Origin of the sequence: Streptomyces sp. 840.1, assembly GCF_003751445.1 — a bacterium.
GTDB lineage: Bacteria > Actinomycetota > Actinomycetes > Streptomycetales > Streptomycetaceae > Streptomyces.
In genome coordinates, this window is the sequence record NZ_RJUU01000002.1 from 1043326 (window position 1) to 1064280 (window position 20955).

Genomic DNA, 20955 nt, shown 5'->3' on the forward strand with positions numbered 1-20955 from the left:
GGGAGCGTTCCGTGGAGACCGCCCACCGCGCGACCGACGGCGCGGAACAGATCGTCGTTCTCTCGGCGAGGACCCCCGGGCAGCTCCGGGCGTCCGCCGACCGGCTGGCCGGATATCTCGACCGCCACCCGGACGCCGACCTTGCCGATGTGGCCTTCACACTCCAGGTCGAACGGGAGGCGATGGCCGCACGGTACGCCGTCGTGGTGTCGTCCGTCGCGGAGCTGAGGGCCCGGCTGCGGGCCGGTCCCTGGCGCCGGGATCCGCCGGCCGCCCCCGGGGGGCCGCTGGCGGAGATCGTGGGCGACCGGGCCCTGAAGGACGAGCTGGTACGGCGGTGGAGCGCCGCGGGCAAACTGCCCCGGCTCGCGAGTCTGTGGGAGTCCGGCGTCGACGTGCGCTGGGAGCACCTGCACCGGGGCGCCTCGCGCCGGGTGGTGCCGCTGCCGGTGCACTCCCTCCCGGGGGACGGGAGGGAGCGGCGCGACGGCCCGCCCCGCCGGTGGAACCTCTCGCGCGGCCAGCTCGCCATGTACCGCGACGAGCGGCGCTGGTCGGAGTCCGGGGCGTACAACCTGCCGCTCCTCTTCGAGATCCACGGGGATCTTGACGAGGCGGCCCTGGAGCGGGCGGTCCGCGCGCAGACGGAGATCCATCCGGTGCTGAGCGCCGTCGTCAGGGAGCGGGACGCCGCGCCGTATCTGGACCTGGACCCGGCCAGAGTGCCGTCGTTCGAACGGGTCGCCGTCCCGGCCGCCTCGCGCGAGGGACTGCTGACCGCGCTGCGGGACCTGGTCGACGCCCCGTTCGACCTGGCGGAGGGCCCGCTCGTCCGGACGCATCTGGTCCTCCTCGCCGGAGGACGGCGCCTGCTGCTGATCACCGCGCACCACATCCTGCTCGACGGTACGTCGACCGCGGTCCTGGTCCGTACGCTGAAGGAGGCGTACCGAGGCGGAGGAGGACGAGAAGGGGCGGCTTCCTACGGCGACTTCGTGGCCTGGGAGGAGGCACTTCTGGCAGGCCCGAGGGGGTGGCGGCACCAGGACCACTGGGTACGGGAGCTGGCCGGACCGCGCCCCGCGCTCGCCCTGCCCTTCGACCGCCCGCCGGACCCGGGGCGGATGCCCCGCGTCGATGTGGTGACGCTGATGGTGCCGCCCGAGCGGGCCGCCGCACTGGCCGGCATCGCGAGGGCGCACCGGGTCAGTGCCGCCAACGTGCTGTTCGCTACGTACGTGCTGTTCCTGCACCGGCTGACCGGGCAGGACGACATGATCCTGGGCATGACCGCCGCCGCCCGCTACGAGCAGCGCTTCCACGATGTCGTCGGCCAGTTCGCGAACTGTCTGCCGCTCCGCTGCCGGGTCATCGGCGGCCTCACCGAACTGCTCGGTTCGCTGCGGCGCGGGATGGTCGCCGGAATCGAGCACGGTGCGTTTCCCCTGCCGGAGATCGCCCGAGCGCTCGGAGCCGAGGAAGAACCGCTGGTCATGACGAACTTCCTCTTCCAGAACTTCGAGGGCGCGGAAATTCTCGCCCAGGAAACCGGGAGCGACCGGGATGCCTGGGAGCTACGGCCTTTCGTCGATCTTCCGTATGCCGGAGAGTTCACCCTCTCCGGCGAGATATATCGGGCGGGCGAGGGGTACAAGGTATTTCTCAAATACGACACGAACGTATTCGACCGGTCCACCGCACGAGACATGGCGGACATCTGGGAGGCGGTCATCCGGGATGTGTCCCGGGGAGACGAGGGGGGACGGGCGCGGTAGCGGCGCCCGCCCTTCTCGCGGCGCCTCGGCACCGGTGGTGCGGCTCGCCGCCGGTGCCCTCGGCTCCACCGTCCCTCAGGCCAGGGTCCGCAGGACGGACGGGTCGTAGGGGATGGCCCGGTCCAGCTCGCCCCGGAGCGCCAGCGCCGCCCAGTCCGGGTTGGCCAGCAGCGACCGGCCCACGGCGACCAGGTCGAACTCGTCGCGTTCCAGGCGGGTCACCAGCTCGCCGATGCCGGTCGCGCCGGACGGTCCGGTGAATCCCTGGGCGAACTCTCCCTCGCCGTACTGCTGGTCCATCCCGACCGAGCCGACCGTCACGGTGGGCCTGCCGGTGAGCTTGCGTATCCAGCCGGCCAGGTTGAGGGTGCTGTCGCTGTCCTCGAACTCCGGCAGCCAGTAGCGCCGGGTCGAGGCGTGGAACACGTCGACACCGGCCGAGGCCAGGGGCTCCAGCAGCAGGCGCAGTTCGTCCGGGTCCGTCGCGGTGCGGGCCCCGTACGAGCCGAGCTTCCACTGGGAGAAGCGGAAGAAGACCGGGAACCCCGGACCGACGGCCGCGCGGACCGCCCGCACGATCTCGGCGCCGAACCGGGCCCGGGAAGCCGGGTCACCGCCGTAGCCGTCGGTGCGCCGGTTGGTCCCGGTCCACAGGAAGTCGTCGATCAGATAGCCGTGCGCGCCGTGCAGTTCGACCCCGTCGAACCCCAGCCGCGCGGCGTTCGCGGCGGCGTCCGCGAACGCCGCGACCGCGGCGTCGATGTCCTTCCCCGTCATGGGCCGTCCCGCCGGGGCGCCGTCCAGGCCGATCCCGGACGGGCCCTCGGCGGGCGGATCGGTCGCGGTGCGCGCCGCCCCCGTGTGCCACAGCTGCGGAATGATCCGGCCGCCCTCCTCGTGTACCCGGCGCAGCACATGGGCCCAGCCGGCGAGTGCCTGCTCGCCGTGGAACTCGGGCACGCCGTCGTACGCGGGGGCGGCGGGGTGGCCGATATAGGTGCCCTCGGTGATGATCAGGCCGACGCGGTGGGCGGCCCGGCGCGCGTAGTACTCCGCCACGTCCGGGCCGGGCACGCCGCCCGGGGAGGCCGTCCTCGTCATCGGGGCCATCACGATGCGGTTGGGGAGCGTGAGGCCGCCCACGGTGAACGGCTCATCCAGACTGGCCATGGTGTCCTCCCGATTCGCGGGAGCCGTCGACACGGCTTCCCGCACGTCCAATGGCTGCCTATTCGGCAGGGAATTCTCAGGCGATGCCGGGAAATGCTTCGGCCGCCCGACGATTGTGCATGAACAATGGCGTCGCTGACCACCGCACCGCTGTATTGCGAAAGGCGATCCATTGCATCGTCATAATGAATTTGACCGTGCCGACCGGACCATGGATATTTGGGCCGGCGGAACAATGTGCCCGGACAGTGGAGCGCAACGCCCAGTCCATTTCGACCGTATGACGGCCCGTAAGGGAAAGAGGTGGAGCCCCATGGCGACGGAGAGCAGTCGTGTCCCCGGAACCTCAGGTGAGCTGGCGGGACGACGGGCCGTGGTCACCGGCGGCAGCCGGGGGATCGGCGCCGCCATCGCGCGCAACCTGCTCGACGCCGGCGCGACCGTCGTCACCTCGGCCCGCGGCCAGAACCCGCACACGCCGCCCGGCGCCGCGTTCGTCGCAGCCGATCTCAGCACCCCCGACGGCGTGCGGGGTTTCGCCGACACCGCGCTGGAGCTGCTGGGCGGCGTGGACATCATCGTCAACAACGCCGGCGGATGCCGCTCGTTCCAGAGCGTGCTGGAGCTGGAGAACGACTGGCAGTACACGATGGACATCAACTTCCTCGCCGCCGTCCGGCTCAACGCGGCCCTCGTGCCCACCATGCGCGAGAGCGGCGGTGCGATCGTCCATGTGTCGTCGATCGCGACCGTCGCGGCCTACCCGAACCTCCTGCACTACGCCGCCGCCAAGTCCGCGCTGGAGACCTACAGCAGGGGTCTCTCCGCCGAGTTGGCACCGGACGGCATCCGGGTCGTCTCCGTCTGCCTGGGCAACGTGGAGACACCGGCGTCGGAGATCGCCCGCACCCGGATCGTCGAACAGCACGGTGGAGACCCGGACGACCTCACCGGACAATGGGCCGCCGAGATCCCGCTCGGGCGGCTCGGTGACCCCCAGGACATCGCCGACGCCGTGAGCTTCCTGGTCTCTCCCCGCGCCTCCTGGATCACCGGGAGCAACGTCGTCATCGACGGCGGGAAGACCGCGAGCCTGTGCTGAGGCCCGGCGACCGCACCCGCGAGGCACCCGGTGCCGGAGTGCGCACCGCCGAACCACCCGCAGCCGACCGCTCGGCAGCCCGGAAAGGACGGACACGATGACCGCCGCAGGACACGAGATACGGGCCTACCCGTTCGGTCCGGTGGACCGGCTCGACCTGGACCCCACGCTGTTGGAGGTCTGCGGTGAGCACCCCGTGCTCCGGGTGAGCCTGCCCTTCGGGGGCGACGGCTGGCTCGTCACCCGGTACGCCGACGTCAGGACGGTCCTGTCGGACCCCCGCTTCAGCCGCGCCGCCGCCGCGGGCGCCCATGTGCCCCGCACCGTCGCCGTCGCCCCGCCGCCGACCTCCATCATGGGCATGGACCCGCCGGACCACAGCCGGCTGCGAGGCCGGGTGATGCGCGCGTTCACCGTACGCAGCATCGACGCGCTCCGCCCGCGCATCGAGGAGATCGTGAACGGTCTGGTCGACGCCATGACGGAAGGGGCCGGCCCGGCCGACCTGGCGGCGGTCCTCACATGGCCGCTGCCGATCACGGTGATCTGCGAGATGCTCGGCGTGCCGCCCGCCGACCAGGACCGGTTCACCGAGTGGGTGGACGGCCTGCTGATCCTCGACGACCCCGAGCAGTCCGCACACGCCCGCCGGCAGCTCGGAGACTACCTCGCGGAGCTGATCGGGCAGCGTCGCGCCGAGCCCACCGACGACCTCCTGGGCGAGCTGGCCGCTGACAGCGGGCAGGACCCGCTCAGCGAGGAGGAACTGGTCGGCCTGGGTGTCAGTCTGCTCTCCGCCGGCCAGGAGGCCACCGCGAACCAGATCGGCAACTTCGTCTACACCCTGCTGACCCGGCCCGCCCTCTGGCGACAACTCGTCGCCGACCCCTCGATCGTCCCCCAGGCCGTCGAAGAGCTCTCCCGGTACATTCCGATCAGCGCTACCGCCGGCTTCACCCGCGTCGCCACCGAGGACCTCGAACTGGGCGGGCAGCTCATCCGGGCCGGGGACGCGGTGGTGGCCGAACTCGGAATGGCCAACCACGACCCCGAGGTGTTCGACCGGCCCGAGGAGATCGACTTCCACCGCGACCAGATCCCGCACGTCACCTTCGGGTACGGCATCCACCACTGCCTCGGTGCGCAACTGGCCAGGGTCGAACTGCGCGTCGTCCTCGAAACCCTCGTCACCCGACTGCCCGGTCTGCGCCTCGCCGTCCCCGCGGACCAGCTGGCATGGCGCACCGAACGCCTCATCCGGGGCGTGGCCGCGCTGCCCGTCCGCTGGTGACGTCCGCACCGCTGCCCCAGGGCTGACTGCCGGGCCCGCGCCCCATACGCGCACCGCCCACCCCGCCGCACCCGCGCATCCCACCGCACTGCGTCCGCACGGCTCCGGCGCCGGCCGCCGGTCCGCCGCACCCGCGCACTGCCCCGCCCACCCCCGTACCGCCCGACCACGGAACCGCCAACGGAGGACCCACCATGGCCGAACCGCTGGACGCCACCACCGCGTCGGCGCACGACGCGGACCAGGGGCTCGCCGAGGCCCTGGCCTCCGTTGACCCGGGCCGGGCACTCGCCGAGGTCATGGCGTCCGTCCTGGAGAGCCACGGAGACCGGCCCGCCCTCGGCGAACGCGCCCGGGACCCGGAGACCGGGCGTCTCCTCCCGCGCTTCGATACCATCAGCTACCGCGAACTGTGGTCCCGCGTCCGCGCGCTGGCCGGCCGGTGGCACCACGACCCGCAGTATCCGCTGGGCCCCGGCGACCGGATCTGCACCCTCGGCTTCACCAGTACCGACTACGCGACGCTCGACCTGGCCTGCATCCACCTCGGGGCCGTGCCCGTGCCCCTGCAGTCCAACGCCCCCCTGTCCCAACTGGCGCCGATCGTGGCGGAGGCCGAGCCCACTGTGCTGGCCGCGAGCACCGACCGGCTGGACACCGCCGTCGAGTTGGCCGTCGCGTCGAGCACGATCCAGCGCCTCGTTCTCTTCGACCACGGCCCGGGGACCACCGGCCCGCAGGCGGCCCTGGCGGCGGCCCGGGAGCGCCTGGCCGCGGCCGGGAGCGCGGTCGCCGTCGACACCCTGGCCGAGCTGATCGACCGGGGCAGCGCCCTGCCGCCCCCGCCGCTGTACGCCGCGGCTCCGGGTGAGGACCCGCTCTCCCTGCTCATCTACACCTCCGGCAGCACCGGCGCACCCAAGGGCGCCATGTACACCCAACGGCTCCTGGGCACCGCGTGGTACGGGTTCAGCTACGGTGCGGCCGACACTCCGGCGATCAGCGTCCTCTACCTGCCGCAGAGCCATCTCGCCGGCCGCTACGCGGTGATGGGTTCGCTCGTGAAGGGGGGCACCGGATACTTCACGGCCGCAGGAGACCTGTCCACCCTGTTCGAGGACATCGCCCTGGTCCGCCCCACGGAGCTGACCATGGTCCCGCGCCTGTGCGACATGCTCCTCCAGCACTACCGCAGCGAGCTGGGCCGCCGGGCCGCCGAGCCGGGCGACACCGAGGCAGCGGTAAGGAAGGAGCTGCGAGAGGAGTTCCTGGGCGGGCGCGTCGCCAAGGCGTTCGTCGGCACCGCCCCGCTCTCCGCCGACCTCGCGGCGTTCGTCGAGTCCGTCCTCGGCTTCCACCTCTACACCGGCTACGGCTCCACCGAAGCGGGCGGAGTGCTGCTGGACACCGTGGTCCAGCGCCCGCCGGTCACCGACTACAAGCTGGTGGACGTCCCCGAACTGGGCTACTACGCGACCGATCTGCCCTATCCGCGCGGCGAGCTGCTGCTGAAGTCGAGCACGCTCATTCCCGGCTACTTCCGGCGCCCCGACGTCACCGCCGAGATCTTCGACACGGACGGCTACTACCGCACCGGTGACGTCTTCGCCGAGACCGGACCCGACCGGCTGGTCTACGTCGACCGCACCAAGGACACCCTGAAGCTGTCCCAGGGCGAGTTCGTGACCGTGTCCCGACTGGAAACGGTGTTTCTCGGCAGCCCTCTCGTCCAGCACCTCTACCTTTACGGCAACAGCGAGCGCGCCTACCTGGTCGCGGTGGTGGTGCCCACCCCGGACGCGCTGGCCGGGTGCGGCGGGGACACCGAAGCGCTCCGGCCGCTGCTCATGGAGTCGCTCCGGAGCGTCGCGAAGGAGGCCGGACTCAACTCGTACGAGATCCCCCGCGGCCTCCTCGTCGAGACCGAGCCCTTCAGCCCCGAGAACGGCCTCTTCACCGAGAGCCACAAACTGCTGCGCCCCCGCCTCAAGGAGCGCTACGGGCCCGCTCTGGAGCAGTTGTACGACCGACTCGCCGACGGACAGGAGCGGCGGCTGGGCGAACTGCGGCGCACCGGCGCGGACGGGCCGGTGGAGGAGACGGTCATCCGGGCCGCCCAGGCCCTGCTGGGATCCCCGGACACCGGTCCCCGCCCCGGCGCGCACTTCACCGACCTCGGTGGGGACTCCCTCTCCGCCCTGTCGTTCGCCGCGCTGTTGAAGGAGGTCTTCCACGTCGACGTCCCGGTCGGCGTGATCATCAGCCCGGCCAACGACCTGGCGGAGGTGGCGCGGTACATCGCAGCGGCACGCCGGCCGGCCGGGGCGCGGCGGCCCACGGCCGCCTCCGTGCACGGGGAGCACCGCTCCGAAGTCCGCGCCCGTGACCTCACGCTGGAGAAGTTCCTCGACGCACCCACGCTCGCCGCCGCTCCGGCGCGGCCCCGCCCCGACGGCGCCGTACGGACGGTCCTGCTGACCGGGGCCACCGGGTACCTCGGCCGGTTCCTCTGCCTGGAGTGGCTGGAGCGGCTGGCGTCCTCGGGCGGACGGCTGGTCTGCCTCGTCCGCGGCAGCGACGCGGCCGTCGCGGCGAGGCGGCTGGAGGAAGCCTTCGACAGCGGCGACGCCGCACTGCTCCGGCGCTACCGGAAGGCGGCCGGGAAGAACCTGGAGGTGCTCGCGGGGGACATCGGCGATGTGCGGATGGGCCTGGCGGAGGACGTCTGGCGGGAACTGGCCGAGACCGTGGACCTGATCGTCCACCCCGCGGCCCTGGTCAACCACCTGCTGCCGTACAGCGAACTGTTCGGCCCCAACGTCGTCGGCACCGCCGAAGTGATCCGGCTGGCCCTCACCGGGCGGCTGAAGCCCGTCAACTACGTCTCGACCGTCGCCGTCTGCCTCGGAACCCCGGCCGAGACGGCCGACGAGAACGCCGACATCCGGGCCACCAGCCCGGTGCGGACCATCGGCCGCGGATACGCCGACGGGTACGCGACCAGCAAATGGGCCGGGGAGGTCCTGCTCCGGGAGGCGCACGAGCGGTACGGTCTGCCGGTCACCGCCTTCCGGTCCGGCATCGTCCTGGCGCACAGCACCTACTCCGGGCAGGTCAACGTGCCCGACGTCCTCACCCGTCTGTTGTTCAGCCTGGTCGTCACCGGCATCGCGCCCGGCTCCTTCTACCGGGCGGGGGCCCGTGCGCACTACGACGGCCTGCCGGTCGACTTCACGGCGGAGGCCGTCGTCGCCCTGGGTGCGACCGCCACCGATGGCCACCGGACCTTCAACGTACTGAATCCGCACGACGACGGTGTCTCCCTGGACACCTTCGTCGACTGGCTCATCGAGGCCGGCCACCCGATCCGGCGCGTCGATGACCACGGCGCCTGGCTCACCCGCTTCACCGCGGCGCTCCGCGCCCTGCCGGAGAAGCAGCGTCAGCACTCGCTGCTCCCGCTGATCGGCGTCTACGCGGAACCCGGCGAAGGCGTCCCGGGTTCCCTGCTCCCCGCCGGTCGCTTCCACGCCGCCGTGCGGGCGGCGCGGATCGGTCAGGAGCACGACATTCCCCGGGTGTCGCCGTCCCTCATTGGCAAGTACGTCACCGACCTGCGCGCACTCGGCCTCCTCTCCCGCCCCTGACCGGGGCGCGGAGGGCTGCCGGCAGCGTGACACGTCACCACATCGAAAGGGGAACCGTCATGGCAGAGGACATCGACGACCGGGTGAATCTGTTTCTGCGGAGTCTGGAGGCGTTCGACTTCACCGCCGCCCGGACGCTGTGCACCGAGGCCGCCACGGTGCGGCAGAACGACGGCCGGGGCGAACAGCCGATCGCTGAGAGCCTGAACGGGCTCAGATCCCTCACCGCGGACACCGACTCGCTGAGTTACGACGTGCTCCGCCGGTTCCGCAACGCCGACGAGGTGCTCCAGCAGCACGTGCTCCACCTGGTCGGGAACGACGGGTCCCGCACCGACGTCCACGCCGCGGTCTACTTCCGGTTCCAGGACGGTCTCATCGACCGGATCGAGGAGTACGTCTACGCCGAACCCGTCCTGACACGGCCCCGGACGCCGGACCCGGCGTAGCCCTCCGTTCTGCGCCAGTGCTCTCTCCGGCGGCGCCTCGGCCGTCGTCAACGGGCCGGACGCCACCGAGCGCTGCCATTCGTGGCGACCGTCCCGGAGTCCGCCCCCGGGCACGGCCTGTGCGACGGGACGCGCGGGGGCTCGCTGATCAACCGGCAGTGGGTGCTGACGGCGGCTCACTGTCTGCCGGCCGAGGGACTGGAGGCGGAAGGGATCGTGCGGATCGGCGGCGACCGCCGCAAGGCCGGCGCCTCCGTCCGGAAGATCGACCGGTTCTTCCTCCACCCCGGCTATGAGAGCGGTGAGAACAGGACCGCCAACAAGAACGACATCGCGGTGATACGTCTGGACCGGCCGGTCGCCCGCCGGCCCGTCGTGATTGCCCAGCGGGCAGGCCGGTCCGGCACACCGACCCGGGTCCCGGGCCTCGGTACGACGTCCGGACATCCCGGCTGTCCGTCCGCTGCCGGCCGACCCCGGCTTCGCTGTCCCTGACCAGCCGGGACTGCGCCTACGGACCTCGGCCGACTCTTCCATGCCGATATGGAGGGTGTGACCTCGCGGTACGACAGCGTCAGGACGTTCGTCCTCCAGCCGTTCCCGCGTGAGACGCACCAGGCCCTTCTCGCGTCCCATGACCAGCCGTGGGTGTTCCTGACGTTGCAGGGCAAGCCGCTGCTGAGCACGGACTTCGACAACACCTACGGGTTCCCGATGCGGGACGGTGCCGAGAAGCGTGCGCCCCGGCCGCGGTACGAGCGGCGGGTGCGGCCTGCGCTGCAGGCGGTCGAGGAGATGGCCGGAGAGAACAACTAGCGGCGGCGGCACCGGTACGAGGCGAAGCTGGACGACGCCGACGACATTTCGCGGTCGCGGTCGAGGAGCGGATGGGGCACGAGCTACCCGGGGTGGAAGGCACTTACAGTGAGGTGACCCTTGCGATGGAGGAGCGGATCGTTGGGTATCTCCAGAGGGTGTGGGAGAAGGAGGTGGTGGGAGCCGGGCTGTGGACGCCGTCTTTTCCCGTCCGTCTCCCAGATGGTCCTGCGCATTCCGCTACGCCGCTGTTCAGCGGCCTTCCCCTCTTGGAGTACGAGTGATCGTCTGGATCAACGGTGCGTTCAGCGCGGGGAAGACCAGCGCCGCGCGCGAACTGATCGATCTGATCCCGAACAGCACCTTCTACGACCCGGAACTGACCGGCGCGGGGCTGCGGTACCTACTGCCCCAGAAGAAGCTCGCCGAGGTGACCGACTTCCAGGACCTGCCGATCTGGCGGCGTCTGGTGGTGGACACCGCGGCGGCCCTGCTCGCCGAGGTCGGTGGGGTGCTGGTGGTGCCGATGACGCTGCTGCGACAGGAGTACCGCGACGAGATCTTCGGAGGACTCGCCTCCCGGCGCATTCCGGTGCGCCATGTACTGCTCTCACCTGAGGAAACGATCCTGCGGCAACGGATCGCCGACCGAGTGGAGGCCGACGACGATCCCGAACGGAGCGAGCAGGTCCGGCAGTGGGCGTACGAGCACATCGGACCCTACCGGTCGGCGCTCGGCTGGATCACCGGCGACGCCCACGCCATCGACAACAGCGCGCTCACCCCGCGGGAGACCGCTGAACGGATAGCCGAGGCCGTGCACACCGGGGCGGCGCCGGCCTGCGGCATCGTGCAGACACCCGACCCGACCGCCGAGACCGTCGCGGCCGGGGTGCTGCTCTTCGACGAGGAGGGCCGGGTGCTGCTCGTCGACCCCACCTACAAACCCGGCTGGGAGTTCCCGGGCGGCGTCGTGGAGTCGGGCGAGGCCCCGGCGCAGGCCGGGATCAGGGAGGTCGCCGAGGAGATAGGCATACGACTCGAACAGGTGCCGAGACTCCTGGTCATCGACTGGGAGGCGCCCGAGCCGCCCGGATTCGGTGGCCTGCGGCTGATCTTCGACGGGGGACTGCTGCCGGGCCGGGACGCCGAACGGCTGGTGCTGCCCGGCTCCGAACTGCGTGGCTGGCGGTTCGTCACCGAGGCGGAGGCGGCCACCATGCTGCCGCCCAACCGCTACGAACGGCTGCGCTGGGCGCTGCGGGCGCGCGAGAAGTCAGCCGTGTTCAATCTGGAGGCCGGAGTGCCGGTCGGCTGAGCCCCGGCGCGGTCCGTGCGGCGGACGTACGCCGCACGGATCCACGCGGTGAGCGGGGCCCGGCCCGCCGGACGCGGGCCGGGCGCTCAGGCCTGCTTGGAGGCGGCGTAGTTCTGCAGGAACAGCGCCTCGGCCACCGACATCCGCTCCAGTTCCCCGGGCGACACGCTCTCGTTCACCGCGTGGATCTGTGCCTCGGGCTCGCTCAGCCCGATCAGCAGGATCTCCGCCTCCGGGTACAGCTCGGCGAGCGCGTTGCAGAGCGGGATCGAGCCGCCCATCCCGGAGGACTGCATCTCCTCGCCGGGGTACGCCACCCGCATGGCGTCCGCCATCGCCGTGTACGCCGGGCTGGAGACGTCGGCGCGGAAGGGCTGCCCCTGGCCGACCTGCTCGACCGAGACCCTGGCGCCCCACGGGGCGTGCGAGAGCAGATGCGCGGTCAGCAGCTTCGTCGCCTCGCCGGCGTCGCCGCCCGGCGGCACCCGGAGGCTGATCTGGGCCCGCGCGCTCGCCTGCACCGAGGGCGTCGCACCGACGACCGGCGGGCAGTCGATGCCGATCACGGTGACGGCCGGCCGCGCCCAGATCCGGTCCGCGACCGTACCCGTGCTGATCAGCTCCACCCCGTCCAGCACCTTCGCGTCCTTGCGGAAGTCAGCCTCGGGGTACTGGAGGCCGTCCCACTTCGCGTCGGTGGTGAGGCCGTCGACGGTCGTCGTGCCGTCCTCGGCCCGCAGCGAGGCGAGCAGCTGGATCATCGCTGCGAGCGCGTCGGGTGCGGCGCCGCCGAACTGCCCGGAGTGCAGGTTCCCTTCGAGGGTGTCGAGGCTCACCCGCAGCATCGTCATCCCGCGCAGGGTCGAGGTGACCGTCGGCAGACCGACGCGGAAGTTGCCGGTGTCGCCGATCACCACGGTGTCGGCGGCGAGCAGCTCGGGGTGGGCCTGCGCGTACTGCTCCAGACCGCCGGTGCCCTGCTCCTCGGAGCCCTCCGCTATCACCTTCACGGAGACCGGGACCCCGCCGTTCGCCTTGAGGGCGCGCAGCGCGAGGAGGTGCATGACGAAGCCGCCCTTGCAGTCGGCCGCGCCCCGGCCGAACCAGCGGCCGTCGCGTTCGGTCAGCTCGAACGGCGGGGAGAGCCAGGCGGACTCGTCGAGCGGCGGCTGCACGTCGTAGTGCGCGTAGAGCAGCACGGTGGGCGCCCCGGCCGGACCGGGCAGGAAGCCGTACACGGCCTTGCTGCCGTCCGGGGTGTCGAGCAGGGCGACGTCCTGGAAGTCCTCCTCGCGCAGCGCCCCGGCGACCCACTCGGCCGCGGCGTCGCACTCGCTCCTCGGGTACACCGCGGGATCCGCCACCGACTGGAAGGCCACCAGCTCGGTGAGCTCCGTCTTTGCGCGGGGCATCAGCGAGGCGATGGTTTCGTGAATCGGATGGGCGGTCATGGGCACGCTCCTAGCAGGTGCGACGTTATGTGTACGAATCCGCGTACTTGAACGCCGTGAACGTGGCGTTGTGGTTACGACGGAGGCACGGCCGATCCTCCCACAGCGGGGGTCGGCCCGAACGCGCCGTAGGATGCCGTGAGCAGCTTGGGCCACTGGTCGGATCGGGAGCAGAAGCACATCGTGAGCAGCGAGAACGCAGACGCCGGACATGAGCAAGAAGAGTCGTCCGTGTGGGATGTCGTCGTAGTCGGCGCCGGACCGGCGGGCGCTTCCGCGGCATACGCGGCGGCGGTAGCCGGCCGTCGGGTGCTGCTGCTGGAGAAGGCGGAACTGCCCCGTTACAAAACATGCGGCGGCGGCATCATCGGGTATTCCCGTGATTCGCTGCCGCCCGGCTTCGAACTGCCGTTGCAGGACCGGATCCACGCGGTCACGTTCTCCCTCAACGGCAGACTCTCGCGGACCCGCCGCTCCAGGCGGATGCTCTTCGGGCTGATCAACCGCCCCGAGTTCGACGCGGGTCTGGTCGAGGAGGCGCAGAAGGCCGGAGCGGAACTGCGCACCGGGGCGACGGTCTCCCGGGTCGAGCAGCACGGGGCCGCGGTGCCCGACCGGCGCACGGTCGCGGTCGTGCTGTCCGGGGGCGAGACGGTCCTGGCCCGTGCGGTGGTGGGTGCGGACGGCAGTGCCGGGCGGATAGGAGCCCACGTCGGGGTGAAGCTGGATCAGGTGGACCTCGGCCTGGAGGCGGAGATCCCCGTTCCGCAGACGGTCGCGGAGGACTGGGCCGGCCGGGTGCTGATCGACTGGGGCCCCATGCCGGGCAGTTACGGCTGGGTCTTCCCCAAGGGCGGCACCCTGACGGTCGGAGTGATCTCGGCGCGCGGCGACGGCGGCGGTACGAAGCGGTATCTGGAGGATTTCGTCGCGCGGCTCGGCCTGGCAGGTTTCGAACCCAAGATCTCCTCCGGCCATCTGACGCGCTGCCGCAGTGACGACTCGCCGCTCTCGCGCGGCCGGGTGCTCGTGTGCGGTGACGCGGCCGGTCTGCTGGAGCCGTGGACGCGTGAGGGCATCTCGTTCGCGCTGCGTTCGGGACGGCTCGCCGGTGAGTGGGCGGTCCGGGTCGCGGAGTCGCACGACGCGGTGGACGCCCGCCGGCAGGCGCTCAACTACGCCTTCGCCATCAAGGCCGGGCTGGGCGTCGAGATGAGCGTGGGGCGGCGGATGCTGAAGCTCTTCGAGCGCCGCCCGGGTCTGCTGCACGCGGTGCTGACGGGCTTCCGCCCGGCGTGGAACGCGTTCGCGGGGATCACCCGGGGGACGACTTCGCTGGCCGAGCTGGTCCGCTCGCATCCGCTGGCGCAGCGGGCGCTGTCGACGATGGACCGCAAGTAGCCGTCGCCACCCCGGGGAAGGGGAGCCGTCGGGGCCGGCCGGTCAGCCCTCGACGGTGATCCGGAAGACGGGGTGGTCGGGGCAGGCGGCAAGGAGCTCGGCATCCGTCGACTTCGCCGTGATGCCCTGGAAGTACTGATTGACCTCCCAGCCCCAGCGCTTCAGGTAGGCGCGGACGATGAGCACCTTCTGCTCGTCGTCCGCGATCTCCACGGCGGTGAAGGCGCGGTTGCTGCGGCCCTTGCGCAGCTCGCCGCCACCCGCGGCCCGCATGTTGCGCACCCACTGCGAGTGGCCGCGTGCAGAGACCAGGTACTGAGCGCCCTCGTAGGTGTGCGGGTTCACGGGGATGCGCTGCATCCGGCCGCTCTTGCGGCCTCGGACCGACAGCTCCTGCGTGCCGAGCAGGCTCACGCCGTGCCGGGCGAGCCTGCCGACGTAGCCGTTCAGACGGACGTTGAGCGGGCTTCCCTGAAGGTAGTAAGCCTGCGACATGGTGACCCCCACAGTTTTGGAGAGCGGTGCTCTCGCTTGAGATCAGTGTGCACGAGAGTGGTGCTCGAAAGCAAGAGCAGTGCTCTCGTTATTGGTCGGCGCTCTGGAATCGTGGCAGAATGCGGCCCATGAGCGCTATCCGAGGAGCCAGGGAACGGGCCCGTATCGAGGTCACCGCCGCCATCAAGGACGAAGCACGCAAGCAGCTCGCCGCCGAGGGAGCGGCGAAGCTCTCGCTGCGCGCGGTGGCACGCGAGCTCGGCATGGTCTCCTCCGCCCTCTACCGCTACTTCCCCAGCCGCGACGAACTGCTCACCGCCCTGATCGTCGATGCGTACGACTCCGTGGGCGAGGCCGCGGAGAAGGCCCACCGGACCGCTGCCCGGGACGGTTCCGCGCCCGCCGCGCATCTGGCCCGCTGGGTCGCGGTCGCCTGCGCCGTTCGCGGCTGGGCGCTGGCGCACCCCCATGAGTACGCCCTGATCTACGGTTCGCCGGTGCCCGGCTACACCGCGCCGCAGGCCACCATCGCGCCCGCTTCGCGCGTCGGTCTCGTCCTCATCGCCGTCGTCGAGGACGCGCACCGCGAGGCGGGGCTCGCGCTGCCGCCGCTCGCCGAGGAGCTGCGCCCCGAGGCCGAGCGGCTCGCCGCCGAACTGGCCCCCGGCCTGCCCCCCGCCGTCGCCGTACCGATCGTCGCCGCCTGGTCACAGCTGTTCGGGCTGGTGTCGTTCGAGATCTTCGGCCAGTTCAACCGGGTGGTGGAGGCCAGGGACAGCTTCTTCCGCCATGCCGTCGAGGAGCTGGGCCGCACGGTCGGCCTGCTCGGCACGGCGGCCCGCGGCGCGGCGGACACGGCGAGCGCGGCGAGCACGGTGGGCGCGGCCGGCCGGGCACGGCGCTGACCCCCGGCTGCTGTCCCCGGTCGCTTCCCCCGGTATCCCCGGCTGCTTCCCCCGGCTGATCCCCGGTGCCCGCCCGGCAGCCCGCCCGCCTCTCCCCGCCTCGGCCGCCCCCGCTTCGACAGCTCCCGGCCCGCCCGCCCCGTTCGCCGTACTCCACAGGGAGTACGGGTGATCGCCACGCCCGGCGGACGCCCGCGCGGTGGTCCGCGGTCTAGCGTGGCCGGCATGGAAGAGCAGCGCTCGCAGGCAAGCGGCGGCCCCCCGGGCGAACGGGGCGGACCCCCGCGGCGACGGCCCTGGGCGCACGGCGGACCGGGCGGCGGCACGGCTCCCCAGGGGCCCGGCACGCCCTGGGGCCGCAGGGAGCCGCCGCGCTGGCTGACCGGAGTACGCGGGCGGTCCGCCGCCCGGCTGCCGTGGGCGTCGACGCTGCTGATCGGCGTCGTCGTCATGGTCGGGTCGAGCGTGGCGGCCCACGGCCAGGCCGGTGAGAAGGCTCCGCTGGACCTCTTCGCCCGGCTTCTGCTCCTCGTCTCCGTGGCCGTGCTGCTGCTGCGGCACCGTCACCCCGTCGTGGCCGTCTTCGTGAGTTCGGCCGCGGCGATGGTCTATCTCGGTGCCGGATATCCCTACGGGCCGGTCTTCCTGGCCGTCGCCGTGGGCTGCTTCGGCGCTGTCGTCGCCGGGCACCGCCGGGCCGCGTGGTCGGCGGTCGCCATGGTGTGGCTCGGGCACCTGCTGGCCGCCCACTGGCTCTACCGCCGGCTGCCTCCCTCGGGCGACTCGGCCGCGCCCTGGGGGCAGGAAGTGGCGGTCGCCGCCTGGGTGGTGGCCATCGTCGCCGCCGCGGAGTTCGTCCGCGTACGCCGTGAGCAGTGGGCCGCCCAGCGGATGGAACGGGCGGCCGCGGAGAGACGGCGGGCCGACGAGGAGCGCCTGCGGATGGCGCGGGAACTCCACGACGTACTCGCGCACAGCATCTCCGTCATCAACGTCCAGGCCGGCGTCGGCCTCGCCCTGCTCGACTCCGACCCCGAACAGGCCCGCACGGCGCTCACCACCATCAAGTCCGCCAGCAAGGAGGCGCTCGGCGAGGTCAGGCAGGTCCTCGACACGCTTCGCACCCCCGGGGACGCGCCCAGGGCGCCGGTGCCCGGACTCGACCGGCTGCCCGAGCTGGTGGAGCAGGCCGCGAGCACCGGCCTGACCGTCACCCTCAGGACACAGGGCACACGCGGCTCCGTTCCGCCCGGCGCGGACCTGGCCGCCTTCCGGATCGTGCAGGAGGCGCTGACCAACGTGGTGCGGCACTCCGGTTCGCGTACCGCGGAGGTCGGGATCGGGTACGAGCCCGGCCGCATCCGGCTCCGGATCGACGACCGGGGCCCCGCGACCGGCACCGACGCGGGAGGCAGCGGCAACGGACTGGCGGGCATGCGGGAACGGGCCGCCGCGCTGGGTGGCACGATCGAGGCGGGGACCCGGCCCGACGGCGGCTGGCGGGTGCGTGCCGAGATCCCGCTGCCGGCCGGTGCGGCCGACGGGGCACCGCCCCACGACAAGGAGACACCGTGATTCGCGTACTGCTCGCCGACGACCAGCTGCTGGTCCGGGCGGGGTTCCGGGCGCTCCTGGACGCCCAGCCGGACATCGAGGTGGCCGGCGAGGCCGCCGACGGCGAGGAGGCCGTCCGGCTGGTGCGCGAACTGCGGCCGGACACCGTACTGATGGACATCCGGATGCCGCGCCTCGACGGCCTCGCCGCGACCCGCGCCATCACCGGCGACCCCACGCTGAACGAGGTGAAGGTGGTCATGCTCACGACCTTCGAGCTCGACGAGTACGTCTTCGAGGCGATCCGTTCCGGAGCCTCCGGCTTTCTGGTGAAGGACACCGAACCGGAGGAGCTGCTGCGGGCCGTACGAGCGGTGGTCGCCGGTGACGCGCTGCTGTCCCCGGGCGTCACCCGGCGGCTGATCGCCGAGTTCGCGGCCCGCTCCAAGGAACCCGTCGCGGCGACGGGACTGAGCGAACTGACGGAACGGGAGAGGGAGGTGATGGCGCTGGTCGGCATAGGACTCTCCAACGAGGAGATCGCCCGCCGGCTCGTCGTCAGCCCGCTCACGGCCAAGACCCACGTGAGCCGAACCATGGTGAAGCTCGGCGCCCGCGACCGGGCCCAACTCGTCGTGCTCGCCTACGAGTCGGGGCTCGTGCGCCCAGGCTGGCTGGGCTGAACCGCCGCTGTCGAACCGCCCGTCCAACGGCCCGCCGGCCCCGCCCGTCCGAGTTCGACAGCGCTGTCGCTTCGGCCGAACCGCCACAGCACGTCGATGACACGCCCCGTGAAGACGAGCCCCGCCACGCAGGCCGCGACCGTCGCCATCACGGACCGCAGGCCACCGCGCGGTGCGAGGAGCACAGTGGGGAGGCAGACCACGACGAAGGCCCCGGCGGCCATCACGGCCCCGGTCAGCACGGCGAAACCGGTCTCGACGGTCATGGCGTCCCGCTCGGCCCGGCTTCGGTGTCCCATGCCCGAAGTGTCACAGCCTCGGTGACGGGCGGACAACCCCGCCTCCGGCGCCTCGCGCGGCGCCGGAGGCGGGGTTGTCCGGCACGATCAGTTCACCGCGGACCTCTCGCGCCACAGGCGGGCGAGAGCGGGGTCGCCGGTCACCGTGAGGGCGGTGAGCGGCAGCCGGTTCCAGAGCGAGAGGCACAGGTCCCGGGCCGTGCCGCTCAGCTCGCAGTCCACGGCCCCCTCCGTCGGCTCCCCGGTCCCGCGCACGGTCCGGGGCGGATCCGCCGACAGTTCCACGTTCCACACCGCCCCGGTGTCGGTGGCCCGCACCCGCAGCGTGCGGGGCACCTCGGTGCGCAGCCGGCTCTTGGGGCGGGCCTGGAACCCGCGGAGCAGTTCGTCGACGCCGTCCACGGCGTGCCCGGCTGCCACCGGGGAGAGGACGCCGCCGCGTGCCGACTCCGCGTCGACCCGGTGGATGGTCGTCTCGTGCGCCTGCCGCCGCGCCCAGAAGGCCAGCGGCGAGGGCGCCGCGAAGAAGGTCCAGCACCGCAGGTCCGGCGGAGCGCCCTCCAGGGCGTCCACCAGACTGCGGTGCCCCTCGCGGTACCGGTCGAGCAGCTCGGCCCCGTCCAGGGCGGGCTCGGCCGGGCCGCGCACGTAGGAGGTATGCCCCTCGGTCACGAAGGCGGTCGCCCAGCCGTGGACCATGACGGTGTGCCGGAGCAGATCCCGCACCTGCCAGCCCGGACAGGTCGGCACGGCCGCCCCGGTGCCGGCCTCCGCAGCGGCTTCGGCCAGCAACCGGCCTTCGGCGGCCAGGGTGTTGATGTGCTCCGTGATGTCCATGGCACGGATTGTGCCGGCGCTCAGGCGCCCTGCGGGTGGGCGGGACGCGTCCGGCCGGCGCCCCCGCGCAGCAGGCGTACGAACCAGCCCAGGACGAACGACTGCACCAGCACGGACACGACCAGGGCCAGGTACATGTACCAGTCGGGTCCGGCCGCGTCCGCTCCCCACATCGCGGTTCCGAGCAGGAAGAGGAACACGGTGGGGGCCGCCAGGAAGAAGAGCCAGACGCCGGAGAACGAGGCGTCCTCGTGCGCGACGAACAGTGTGTCCACCGTGACGAACACGGCAGTGGCCGCGACGACGCCCAGATAGATCAGTGAGGCGGCGTTCCCGAAGGTCAGGCGCGCGACGTTGCGAAGGTGCTGGTTGGCCGGGACCGGCTTGTTCATCATTGCTCCCCGTTGGTGGCTGACCTCTCCATCGTGCGTCCGGGGAACCGTTTCTGCCTGAGTACGGCTACTCACGTGAGCCGGTATGCGACACATTGCGGGCGCCGTACCCCAGCGCCGCGGCCGCGGTCGCCAGCAGGGCCACCGTGGTCAGGGCCGCAGGCAGCGAGAACCAGTCGGTGAGGAACCCGATCGCGGGCGGTCCGAGCAGCATCCCGCCGTAACCGAGCGTCGAGGCCGCGGCCACTCCGCCGGGACCCGCCAGCTGACCGGCCCTGCTGATCGCCACCGGGAAGATGTTGGCCAGTCCGAGCCCGGTGACCGCGAACCCGAGCAGCGCGAGCCAGGTGGTCGGGGCGAGCGCGCCGAGCAGCATCCCCGCCGCGGCGGTCGTGCCGCCCGCGACCAGGGTCCGGGTCTGGCCAAGCCGTTCGAGCAGCGCGGTACCGGTGAGCCGGCCCGCCGTCATGGCCAGGGCGAACAGCGAGTAGCCCGCCGCCGCGATCCCCGGGTGGGCGTGCAGGTCCTGTTCCAGGTGGAGCGCGCCCCAGTCGGCCAGGGCGCCCTCGCCGTAGGCGGTGCAGAGCGCGATCATGCCGAAGAGGAGCACCACGCGGCGGCCCCGCCCGTCCAGGCGCTCGGGGCGCTCGCTGCTCGTGGACGCCTCCGCCCTGGGCTTCGTGACGGTGTGCCGCAGCAGCACGGGGCCCGCGAAGGCGGTCACCAGGAGTCCGAAACCGGTCAGGATCAGGAGGTGCGTGGAGGGGGAGAGCCCGCCCGCGACCAGTCCGCCGATCCCGGCACCGATCATGCCGCCGAGACTGAAGGCGGCGTGGAAGCTCGGCATCACGGGGCGCCGCAGGGTGTTGACGAGGTCCACCGCCGCGCTGTTCATCGCCACGTTCATGCCGCCGTACGCGGCGCCGAACACCAGCAGGACCAGGCCGAGCGAGAGTGCCGAGTGGGTCTGTGCGGGCAGCGCGATGCTGAGCGGGAGCAGGACTCCGCAGACCACGGTCACCACGTGGCTGCCGAAGCGGTTGCAGAGCCTGCCGGTGATCATCATGGTGATCACGGCGCCGGCGGACACGCCGAGGAGTGCGAGGCCGAGGGTGGCGGCCGAGGCGCCGGTCTGGTGCTTGATGGCCGGGATACGGACCACCCAGCCGGCGAAGATGAACCCGTCGAGGGCGAAGAAAACGGTCAGCGCGGTGCGGAGACGGGAGAACGAGGGTGGGGCGGGGTTGCCGCCCGGTCCCCCCGGCAGGGCCGTCCGCAGTTTGTTTAGTTGCGGCACAAAGTCAGCATAGAGGCCCGTGGACAACGGACGCAAGACGGCTGCCGGCGGTGGCCGCGCGGGGGAGGAACCC

The 20955-nt window shown here is 72.1% G+C and carries 19 protein-coding genes; 12 read left to right on the forward strand and 7 right to left on the reverse strand.

The window, feature by feature from the left end; all coding sequences use genetic code 11:
• Positions 1 to 11 precede the first annotated feature (11 nt).
• Positions 12 to 1775 carry a condensation domain-containing protein gene (locus tag EDD93_RS30705; protein ID WP_148083916.1) on the forward strand — a complete coding sequence of 588 codons (1764 nt, stop codon included), beginning with the start codon at positions 12 to 14 and terminating at the stop codon, positions 1773 to 1775.
• 75 nt (positions 1776 to 1850) lie between these two features.
• On the opposite strand, the gene EDD93_RS30710 is transcribed toward EDD93_RS30705, so the two are convergent.
• Entirely contained in the window at positions 1851 to 2945 is a 1095-nt protein-coding gene (locus EDD93_RS30710) for an NADH:flavin oxidoreductase (protein WP_123528742.1), read from the reverse strand.
• Positions 2946 to 3258: 313 nt separating this feature from the next.
• Between EDD93_RS30710 and EDD93_RS30715 the strand changes: the two genes are divergently transcribed.
• From EDD93_RS30715 to EDD93_RS30750, 7 genes are all read left to right on the forward strand, one after another.
• The gene (locus EDD93_RS30715) at positions 3259 to 4047 is read left to right on the forward strand and encodes an oxidoreductase (protein ID WP_123528743.1); all 789 of its coding nucleotides are present in this window, start codon (positions 3259 to 3261) and stop codon (positions 4045 to 4047) included.
• A gap of 97 nt (positions 4048 to 4144) precedes the next feature.
• Positions 4145 to 5338: a cytochrome P450 gene (locus tag EDD93_RS30720; RefSeq protein ID WP_123528744.1), complete on the forward strand. Its 1194-nt coding sequence runs from the start codon at positions 4145 to 4147 to the stop codon at positions 5336 to 5338.
• Positions 5339 to 5532: 194 nt separating this feature from the next.
• Positions 5533 to 8985: a carboxylic acid reductase gene (car, locus tag EDD93_RS30725; RefSeq protein ID WP_123528745.1), complete on the forward strand. Its 3453-nt coding sequence runs from the start codon at positions 5533 to 5535 to the stop codon at positions 8983 to 8985.
• A gap of 59 nt (positions 8986 to 9044) precedes the next feature.
• Positions 9045 to 9434 (forward strand): nuclear transport factor 2 family protein, encoded by a 390-nt coding sequence (locus EDD93_RS30730; RefSeq protein ID WP_123528746.1) that lies wholly within the window; start codon positions 9045 to 9047, stop codon positions 9432 to 9434.
• Between the two features lie 81 nt (positions 9435 to 9515).
• Entirely contained in the window at positions 9516 to 9929 is a 414-nt protein-coding gene (locus tag EDD93_RS30735) for a trypsin-like serine protease (protein ID WP_123528747.1), read from the forward strand.
• A gap of 48 nt (positions 9930 to 9977) precedes the next feature.
• Positions 9978 to 10250: a hypothetical protein gene (locus EDD93_RS30740; protein WP_123528748.1), complete on the forward strand. Its 273-nt coding sequence runs from the start codon at positions 9978 to 9980 to the stop codon at positions 10248 to 10250.
• Positions 10251 to 10530: 280 nt separating this feature from the next.
• Positions 10531 to 11568 carry an NUDIX hydrolase gene (locus tag EDD93_RS30750; RefSeq protein WP_123528750.1) on the forward strand — a complete coding sequence of 346 codons (1038 nt, stop codon included), beginning with the start codon at positions 10531 to 10533 and terminating at the stop codon, positions 11566 to 11568.
• An 86-nt stretch (positions 11569 to 11654) separates the two neighbouring features.
• On the opposite strand, the gene EDD93_RS30755 is transcribed toward EDD93_RS30750, so the two are convergent.
• The gene (locus tag EDD93_RS30755) at positions 11655 to 13019 is read right to left on the reverse strand and encodes a dipeptidase (protein ID WP_123528751.1); all 1365 of its coding nucleotides are present in this window, start codon (positions 13017 to 13019) and stop codon (positions 11655 to 11657) included.
• A 183-nt stretch (positions 13020 to 13202) separates the two neighbouring features.
• Between EDD93_RS30755 and EDD93_RS30760 the strand changes: the two genes are divergently transcribed.
• Entirely contained in the window at positions 13203 to 14420 is a 1218-nt protein-coding gene (locus EDD93_RS30760; RefSeq protein WP_123529462.1) for a geranylgeranyl reductase family protein, read from the forward strand.
• A 42-nt stretch (positions 14421 to 14462) separates the two neighbouring features.
• Here EDD93_RS30760 and EDD93_RS30765 read toward each other — a convergent pair whose 3' ends face one another.
• A complete protein-coding gene (locus EDD93_RS30765; protein WP_123529464.1) occupies positions 14463 to 14915 on the reverse strand; it encodes a nitroreductase/quinone reductase family protein in 453 nt (150 codons plus the stop codon).
• A 128-nt stretch (positions 14916 to 15043) separates the two neighbouring features.
• Here EDD93_RS30765 and EDD93_RS30770 point away from each other — a divergent pair, with 128 nt between their 5' ends.
• The 3 genes from EDD93_RS30770 to EDD93_RS30780 all read left to right on the forward strand — a co-directional run bounded on the left by EDD93_RS30770 (position 15044) and on the right by EDD93_RS30780 (position 18057).
• Positions 15044 to 15820 (forward strand): TetR/AcrR family transcriptional regulator, encoded by a 777-nt coding sequence (locus EDD93_RS30770; RefSeq protein WP_123528752.1) that lies wholly within the window; start codon positions 15044 to 15046, stop codon positions 15818 to 15820.
• Positions 15821 to 16045: 225 nt separating this feature from the next.
• Positions 16046 to 17395 (forward strand): sensor histidine kinase, encoded by a 1350-nt coding sequence (locus tag EDD93_RS30775; RefSeq protein WP_123528753.1) that lies wholly within the window; start codon positions 16046 to 16048, stop codon positions 17393 to 17395.
• The gene (locus tag EDD93_RS30780) at positions 17392 to 18057 is read left to right on the forward strand and encodes a response regulator transcription factor (protein ID WP_123528754.1); all 666 of its coding nucleotides are present in this window, start codon (positions 17392 to 17394) and stop codon (positions 18055 to 18057) included. The genes EDD93_RS30775 and EDD93_RS30780 overlap by 4 nt, the downstream gene beginning before the upstream one ends.
• Here the strand turns inward: EDD93_RS30780 and EDD93_RS30785 are convergent.
• The 4 genes from EDD93_RS30785 to EDD93_RS30800 form a co-directional block, all read right to left on the reverse strand.
• Entirely contained in the window at positions 18018 to 18356 is a 339-nt protein-coding gene (locus tag EDD93_RS30785; RefSeq protein ID WP_123528755.1) for a DUF6332 family protein, read from the reverse strand. The genes EDD93_RS30780 and EDD93_RS30785 overlap by 40 nt on opposite strands.
• An 87-nt stretch (positions 18357 to 18443) precedes the next feature.
• Positions 18444 to 19193: a maleylpyruvate isomerase family mycothiol-dependent enzyme gene (locus EDD93_RS30790; RefSeq protein ID WP_123528756.1), complete on the reverse strand. Its 750-nt coding sequence runs from the start codon at positions 19191 to 19193 to the stop codon at positions 18444 to 18446.
• A 20-nt stretch (positions 19194 to 19213) separates the two neighbouring features.
• Entirely contained in the window at positions 19214 to 19585 is a 372-nt protein-coding gene (locus EDD93_RS30795) for an SCO4225 family membrane protein (RefSeq protein ID WP_123529466.1), read from the reverse strand.
• Positions 19586 to 19652: 67 nt separating this feature from the next.
• Positions 19653 to 20882, reverse strand: coding sequence for an MFS transporter (locus EDD93_RS30800; RefSeq protein ID WP_123528757.1), 1230 nt, complete (start codon positions 20880 to 20882; stop codon positions 19653 to 19655).
• Positions 20883 to 20955 lie beyond the last annotated feature (73 nt).